At 40.4% G+C, this 6,572-nt stretch carries 5 protein-coding genes; all 5 read right to left on the bottom strand.

Features of this window, described 5'->3' with window-relative positions; all coding sequences use genetic code 11:
- Positions 1–80: 80 nt before the first annotated feature.
- Complete coding sequence (locus tag ACTQ3K_RS11875; protein ID WP_441568049.1) at positions 81–1,604, bottom strand: ATP-binding cassette domain-containing protein; 1,524 nt, start codon at positions 1,602–1,604, stop codon at positions 81–83.
- Positions 1,605–2,259: 655 nt separating this feature from the next.
- The gene (locus ACTQ3K_RS11870) at positions 2,260–4,635 is read right to left on the bottom strand and encodes a VirB4-like conjugal transfer ATPase, CD1110 family (RefSeq protein WP_077326136.1); all 2,376 of its coding nucleotides are present in this window, start codon (positions 4,633–4,635) and stop codon (positions 2,260–2,262) included.
- Positions 4,636–4,727: 92 nt separating this feature from the next.
- On the bottom strand, positions 4,728–5,240 hold the full coding sequence (locus tag ACTQ3K_RS11865; protein ID WP_006858872.1) for a PrgI family protein: 513 nt from the start codon (positions 5,238–5,240) through the stop codon (positions 4,728–4,730).
- A 12-nt stretch (positions 5,241–5,252) separates the two neighbouring features.
- Positions 5,253–5,663 (bottom strand): DUF4313 domain-containing protein, encoded by a 411-nt coding sequence (locus ACTQ3K_RS11860; protein WP_075720927.1) that lies wholly within the window; start codon positions 5,661–5,663, stop codon positions 5,253–5,255.
- A gap of 12 nt (positions 5,664–5,675) precedes the next feature.
- Positions 5,676–6,518 carry a hypothetical protein gene (locus ACTQ3K_RS11855; protein WP_004611540.1) on the bottom strand — a complete coding sequence of 281 codons (843 nt, stop codon included), beginning with the start codon at positions 6,516–6,518 and terminating at the stop codon, positions 5,676–5,678.
- Positions 6,519–6,572 lie beyond the last annotated feature (54 nt).

Here is a 6,572-nt window from a genome sequence, read left to right as displayed (position 1 = left end):
ATGTATCACCTGACGAATATGAAAAGCTGTATGAGAGGGGTATGTTACTGTCTGCTGCTTAGCAGGCAGAACTTCTCATTTTAATTTGTACTAAATCTTGACATAGGACCACACACCTCTTCAATGTACTTTCTATCGTGAGAAATGCTAATGACAGCCCCTGGAAATTCTCGGAGCATTTTTCTTATTACCGGGCCGGATAATGGTGAAAAATTTCTTGTAGGCTCATCCAGAATAAGAACATTCGCACCACTTAAACTCATCCTCAAAAGAAGCACTTTCGCCTTTTGTCCACCAGACAACTCCCGAATAGGATGCTCCATTTCATCTGGCGTGTATTTAAGTGAACCTAGGTATGTTCTAATTCTTGTACGCTCTTCTTTATCTCCTGTTTTATCAAGGTAATCAACCGGTGTAACAGATAGCTCCAACAAATCTTCATAATTTTGGGGCATATATTCTGCTTTAATATCATTCCGATTCATAAGTTCTTCCGCTATCTTTTTTAGAAGAGTCGTTTTTCCTGCCCCGTTGGCTCCTATAATACAGATTTTCTCTGATCCTTTTATTTTCAAATAAATTCCTTCTGCCAAAATTCTTTCGCCTTCTGGAGTCATTAGCTTTGAAAGTTCATATTCTATGACCGTTTTCCCTGTTGGAATGTATGCGTTTTTATCTCCTAATTTAAAAAAGATTGCTTCTTCCTGCTCCGGCATTTGCGTCATATTTTCGTCTTCTCTTTCAAATCTTCGCCCCATAGCCTTAACTGTGTGCATTTTGTCCTTCAAATTCTTTGCCACCGACGGCGCTTGTCTGGAACAATTTGCTAATGCGCTTTGCACACTCTGAGACACTCTTTGATATTTCTCATCTCGAATCTTTTTTTCCCTACGGTCACATAGTGCCCTCTGTTCTTGAAGTTCAAATTTATGAAGCCGTTCCTCCACATAGTTTCTATAGGGAAGCTTGGCCACGGTATATCTCGCTTCTGTTTTTCGCTTAATCTGCTCGATATGTATTACCATGTTGGCGGTACGCTCTATCAATGTTTCATCGTGTGAAATAAAAAGCACAATATGTTTCCATTCATTTATGGTTTTTTCCAGTAATGTAAGCGTCGCAATGTCAATATCATTTGAAGGTTCGTCTAACAATAGCACAGAAACATCGCGAATAAAAAGCCGCATGAGTTGTACCTTGACTTTTTCTCCTCCTGAAAGGCTCCCCATCATCTGACTACTGTAGAAAAAATCATTTTTTATTCCAAATTTTCCTGCAGTAACAGACAGTTCTTTTGGCGTTTTCTCCCAGAATATTTCTTCCTCAGAAAAATACTCGTATACGGTTTTTTTCTTATCTTCATCGGGCATCTCTTGCGGAAGGTAACCAAAACGTTCGTTTCCCATTACTCTTTCCCCATCCGCTTCTATATAGTTTTCTATAAGCGATGGATCATATATCCACTTCATTAATGTTGATTTTCCGTTCCCTTCTTCTCCAATGATAACTGCTTTATCTCCATCATTTAGCACAAGGTTGAAATCATCAAGAATTACTCTCAGGTCTTTTTTATGTGTTAAATTTAATTTCTTTATCTGTAACATAAAGTTCCTCCTTTTCGAAACACGAGTCAATTATTTTTGTACACACAAAAACGAGCCTTTTTTGCATACGCAAAAATAGACTCGCCAAATAGACCTTTATTCCTTTCCCTAAGGAAAAGCAAAGGAAATGCCTCTTGCGATAATCCAACTTAAGCGTACACAAAAATAAACCTATTTTCTACAGGCTCAATAACTATATGTGTCTTACTTAAATTAAATTATCTATTAATCATTTCCTCACCTTACACGAAATGTGCCATCCTTTTTTCTAATGATAATACTATCATACTGTATTTATTGTGTCAACACATTCCACCTTATAGAAGCGCAAATTCAAATTTTCTTTTCCCTAATAATTACAAATATTCCTTGGAAATTGCTTCCACACCATACATTTCCATAAATGCATCCAGGTCCGCTGCATCCCCAATCAACATATTCTCGTCAAAGTGTACGATAAGCATATCTTAAAATCCAGCCACATGTTCTCCGGTACAAATGATACATTTTAGAACTGCTTCCTTATTTATTTTTCATATCGAATCTTATATGCTTTCTTCTTAAAAATAGGGAATATCTAATTTATTATCATCAAGGTCGGACATTCATCCGACCTCTTGATTATACTATAGATTCTATAAAAATTCATCTGTTATCACTGCAGCATTGCTTCTTTTTTCTTCTGTTCCGCAATCTTCTCATGAATGTTGGTATTATACAGCCTGTACAAATCCGTATCCTTGCTGATCTGATTATCAAAGGGAATTACTACCGAACCACACTTAATAAGTCCCATTCCAGAGGCGGTATTAGTTACGAACCGAAGCTGTGCCTCTGATACCCCGATAACCTCCGCCATCTTTGAACTATCTGTATTTGCCTGCTTCAAGAGTGCCACAAACTCAGAGTTTGCAAGCATTGTGGTTGCTGTGTAATTCTGCAACAGATCGACAACATTCTGCGTGATACCGGTACAAAGACCTCCCTGCTTTCTTACCTTCTTCCAGAGCTGCTGCAAGTATTTTGCAGAATACTCGGAATTAAGCAGAACATGGAACTCATCAATATAGAGCCATGTTGCCTTGCCTCTCTTGCCATTCTCAACAATCCTGTTCTGAATGGATTCCATCATAACAAGCATTGTGATAGGACTAAGTTCTGTACCCAAGTCCCTGATGCCATATACTGTAAATCTGTTATCCACATCCACATTTGTCTGGTGATTGAAGATGTTAAGCGAACCATTTACGAAAAGCTCTAGTGACAGTGCAATGTCCTTTGCTTCCTCCTCCGGCTGCGCCATAAGGATATCGTAAAAATCACTCATCACCGGGATATACTTCTCTTTGCTTCTTGCAATGTCGATATACAGCTTTCTCACGCAGCGGTCAATGATTGACTTCTGTCTTGAATTTAAGCTGTCTCCGATACACTGCTCACAAAGACCAAGCATAAACTCGCCTTTTTCTCTTACCATTCCCTTGGAATCATTCGGATCAAGGCTCCATACATCCATCTCCAGCGGATTCACATAGTTATCCGTGTAAGTGGACATATTTACCACTGTTCCACCATAAGTCTCAGCAATATCAAAGTATTCGTTCATTGGATCTATGACGATTATCTCATCATCTCCCGACAAGAATACGCTGCCCATTTCCATCTTACAGAAGAAGGATTTACCGGAACCCGGCACTCCGAAAACGAAGCCATTTCCGTTTATCAGCTTCTTTCTGTTACCGATATTCACATTCTTGCTGATCTGATTGATACCATAATAGTTCCCTGTGCTGTCATTTAATTCCTGCACATTGAATGGCATAAGCACCGCAAGTGACTGGGTAAGAAGGGTACGCATTGTCTCCACCTGTCTTACACCAATCGGAAGCGCTGTGTTGAGTGCCTCCCTCTGCTTTAAGTAGTGTGTATCAATCGTACAGCTGTTACGCTTTCCGATAGTCTCCACTGTCTCACAGACGCTATCAAGCTCTTTTTTGCTCTCTGCCATAAGAATAATAGTAACTCCCACGAAGAAAAGGCACTGGTCATTCTCACGAACATCATCCATGATTTCCTCAATCTCCTTTTTCTCCGTTCTCTTGGCATATGAAATTTCCGTAGAAAAGTCGTTATTCTTATTACGGACTCTCTGCTGCTTAATGATATCCGACTCAATACCAAGGTATTTCTTCTGAAGCACCTTTGTAGTCAAATCCTTAGGAACAGGCACCACATCAATGCTCGTGATGGAATGAACCGGAAGGGAAGTAATCTCATTGATAAATCTGTCTGACAAACTGCTCGGATACTTTTTGATAAAAAGTGCCTTGCAGAATTTACTCTCATCCTCAAAATGGTCCGGGAAATATTTCACCATCCCATTGCACAGATCATTTCTAAAATCTGCTCCGACCTTCTTTGCCTTTTTGATATCAAAATCAAAGCTGCCCTCATCTCCAAGATGATAATAATCATAGAGCACTTTCAGTCTCTCATTGCCATTAAGCGGAACAATCTCTGCCCCAAGCTCAATGAAAGCCTTGTGTATCGTTGCCTCAAGGGTAGCAAACTGTGCCTTTGCCTCCTCGAAGTTCTTTCTCTCAATCGTGATTGTCAGGTATCTCTCCTGCTCAATCCCCTGTCTGCCCTCAATAATCTTCTCCTCAATGATGTCATTGTAGATTCTTCTATAATTATTGAAGCCATCGTTTTTCTCAGCAATCAGAACCTTGTCACGGAGTTCATCCATGTTTTTGTTCTTATTGTTGATCGTAATCTTATAATTACAGTCCAGCGAATTTAGGAACTTGCAATACCTCTCGAAAATACCGATCTGCTCATCCTCCGTTGCTGTCGTGTAATTGATGTCCTGAAAGCGGTAGCATTTGGAATACTTATTTTTGCTCACTTCAAAAATGCCGTTTTCAGCCACCGCCATAATCTCTATGGTTTCCTGAATGGATTTAGGTGTCTTATACAAAGGCTCACTCGCCTTCTTTAATAACTTAAATCCGTCTGTAAATAAACCCATGTCTCTAACCTCGCTTTCTTATAATGAAAGCCCGCCGGGAACTTCACCCTGCGGGCTGTGTTCCCGACCTTGCGGTCAGATACTATTCGTTTCTAATGCATTGCCTTATATGCTGCAATGCCTGCTGCTGCCGCCACAATGACTGCGACAAGTCCAAGCAGCATGTTTCTCGTCTTTTTCTTCATTGCTTCAAACTCCTCCTGCTTCTTTACAGCCGAATCAGCTGTTACAGTCTCCGGTTCAGCCTTTCTGCCTTTCTTCTTTACTTGTTCATTCTGTTCTGCTTCTAACTGCTTTATTGCAGGCTCTCCCTCTGTTGATACATAGGTAAGTGCCCTGTTTCCAAACATAAAATGCAGTTTCTTTCCCATATACTCGTAGAAATTCATCCCATTAAAGGAATAGAAACCACCAAGTGCAATCGGTGCCACACAGGGAATTGCCACATAAGCAGAACCCGTAAGACCGATATACTTGTAAAGAAGAAGAACGATACCGCCACCAACCACTACGCTTGCAATGGAAAATATAAGCTGCCTTGCAGTAAGTCCCATTGCAACCGATTCCTGATAGCGGTCAATATCCTTGTTTACTTCGATTACCATTGTCCCTGCCTCCTATCTTGATAAATCCTTTGTCTCTGGCTTTCTTGTCATTCCGATATTTGCCTCATACTTATCCATTCCATCCGGACACAGTTCTCTAAGCTTATCTACATTGAACAGATAAAGAGGATATTCACAGAACCCGCTCCTTTGCGTGAATCCTGTAAACTCTCCAATGTCATTGTCTGTAATAAACTTTTCAATATCCGGCATGTCATTCACATTCAGATATCCGCAGTAATTTGGTGCTGCAACCGACAAATTCACAGTCACATCCCCAAAAGGCTCCTCATATCCATCTTCATTACACATAAGACCAATAAACATTGCACTGTTATTCATATACTGCTGGATATCAAATGTCACCTGCGTTTCTCCGGTTATGCTTGAATTATAAGTAACCTGTTTCTTTTCATTATCCATTTCTGCCTCCTTCTATAATCCAAATGCCTTGCTTGTAAGTGTCTGTGCACCCTTCACACTTCCGACAGTCATTGCTATCGTAAATGTCATTTCACACAGATATATAAGTGTCTGTGCCCAGTCAGCATAACTTCCTGTAAATGCCGGAAGTCCTGCATTGATAAATGCATTACATACCACAATCGCAAGTGCCATCGTTACTGCCTCAAACACACATGACAGGAAATATTTGCAGTAGGTAGCCATTGTATGGCTGACCATTCTGTTTCCTGCCATCGTGGAACAGGCAATCGCACCGAGCGGCACAATGATCAGTATCTTTAAGAACCTGAAATACACTGTGTAGATGATAAAGAATCCACAGATAATAATGATGATTGCAAGCAAAGCTGTAAGTATCAGCATTACTAAACTTTCACCAAATCCAAGTCCCTTAATGATATCTGCCTGTGTACTGTCAATGGCTAGCTGCGTCGTTGTCCCGGCAGATATAAGTCCCACCAGATTTCCTATGGAAGTAAAAAATGCTTTCATAATCGTGACATTATTTGCAACAAACCATTCTGCAAGTCCCAGTCGGATAAGCATACGAAATATAGACTCAAACCTCATCTCATCTTTTACATCTATGCTTTCCGAGCAGAAACCGATAACAAAGAACAGCACAACGAGGGATGAACCGACCGCTACAAAGACCGGCTCAATACCCTCAATAACTGCCCAAGGACCTCCGCCCTTGAAACTGACCGGTGACTGTCCAAGCATTGCAAAGACCAGGGATATCTGATTGTTCCAAAACCCAAACACCGCCTCAAGAAGTGCAAGGATCTTGTCTCCAAGCTTAAAAATATCCATACTTGTTATTCACCTCTTTCCTTTTACTAAAAGGGGAACTCTTTTTCCCCAATC

Source organism: Candidatus Paralachnospira sp. LCP21S3_A2, from assembly GCF_052118925.1.
In the GTDB taxonomy this organism is placed as follows: domain Bacteria; phylum Bacillota; class Clostridia; order Lachnospirales; family Lachnospiraceae; genus Lientehia.
The sequence above is the reverse complement of the archived record's forward strand: the minus strand, read 5'-3'. Positions and strand labels throughout refer to the sequence as shown.

Excerpts from the sequence above, each read along its gene's own strand:
- ACTQ3K_RS11875 (WP_441568049.1), bottom strand. The coding sequence starts at position 1,604 with ATGTTACAGATAAAGAAATTAAATTTAACACATAAAAAAGACCTGAGA.
- ACTQ3K_RS11860 (WP_075720927.1), bottom strand. The coding sequence starts at position 5,663 with ATGGATAATGAAAAGAAACAGGTTACTTATAATTCAAGCATAACCGGA.
- ACTQ3K_RS11855 (WP_004611540.1), bottom strand. The coding sequence starts at position 6,518 with ATGGATATTTTTAAGCTTGGAGACAAGATCCTTGCACTTCTTGAGGCG.
- ACTQ3K_RS11865 (WP_006858872.1), bottom strand. The coding sequence starts at position 5,240 with ATGGTAATCGAAGTAAACAAGGATATTGACCGCTATCAGGAATCGGTT.
- ACTQ3K_RS11870 (WP_077326136.1), bottom strand. The coding sequence starts at position 4,635 with ATGGGTTTATTTACAGACGGATTTAAGTTATTAAAGAAGGCGAGTGAG.